Raw genomic sequence first — 1,031 nt, 5'->3', positions numbered from 1 at the left:
TTAATATCAATTAAAATCGCAGGAATACCTGACCTTTCAAAGTCTTCTAGATGTTTTGTATAAAAAGCCTCACAACAACATCCTATATATGAAGAGACTCCTTTTAATCTGAATTTTTCAAGTGTCTCCATCAGGTCCTCAAAACTCAAAATTGTTGTTATCTGCATCTTCTGATTTCTGCCAAGTCTATACGCCTCACTAATGCTGCATTCTCCACACTTAATACAGCCCCTCTTGTATCTCCAGCCACAATCTAGAGACTTCGCGCAATAGGGAATCAAAAGATGACGAGGGGACTTGGCAATCGTCTCGGCAAATGAACCATTTACCGTAAATATCCGATCTGCTAAACCAAGTGGTATTCTAAACCGTGCGGTATCGATTTTTTCTAAAGCTTTATTGACTGCATTGACAAAATCTGAACTCGAAATACCCGGGATTTGAGGATGATTCCTTTCAAAAAAATCTTTGATTTTCTTTTCAATAACCTTTTTATCTGCAGGTATATCCTTCAACTCTGCTTCAAGATCAAATATCGCTCTCTGGGGATAAGTGAAAAAATCTCCAGTTATAACAATACTCTGGATACGATTATAACTCAGATTAATTACCAGTGAAATCCTAATAAGTCCACCATCTGCTTTGTAAATAGAACAAATCATCTGTTGCGCATCTTTCGGTAACTTAATTTTATTTATTATCTCCGGTGACTCAAACTTATTTTTTTTCTCTTTAAACAATAATTCTTCCTCTTCAGTTAACTTTCCGGGTTCAAGTATAATATCAAACTTTTTCTCAAAACTCTCCTTAAGTATTATTTTCAATTCATCTATATCAGGCACATAACCAAGTTCCCATTTCAAACAGGTTACTCTTTCTTTCGCTGAGTCGACTTCCTTATCTTTCAATTTTTCAATAGGAATACGAAGTGCCTTAAGCATAGTTTCAATATCAAAATCAACAAGTAATGTTCCTTGAAACAAAAAGACATCACCATCTTCAGTCCCACCGGTTCCAGAAATCTTTCTACC

Annotated in this window: 1 protein-coding gene; it reads right to left on the bottom strand. The window is 35.5% G+C overall.

Annotated features, from left to right (window positions below):
- On the bottom strand, positions 1 to 1,031 hold a 1,031-nt coding region (locus COZ07_RS02035), incomplete at both ends, for a lipoyl protein ligase domain-containing protein (protein ID WP_406606931.1).

Source organism: Candidatus Infernicultor aquiphilus, assembly GCF_002784285.1.
In the GTDB taxonomy this organism is placed as follows: Bacteria; Atribacterota; Phoenicimicrobiia; order Phoenicimicrobiales; family Phoenicimicrobiaceae; genus Infernicultor; species Infernicultor aquiphilus.
Note: the sequence above shows the minus strand (reverse complement) of the source record. Positions and strands in the feature narration are given on the sequence as shown.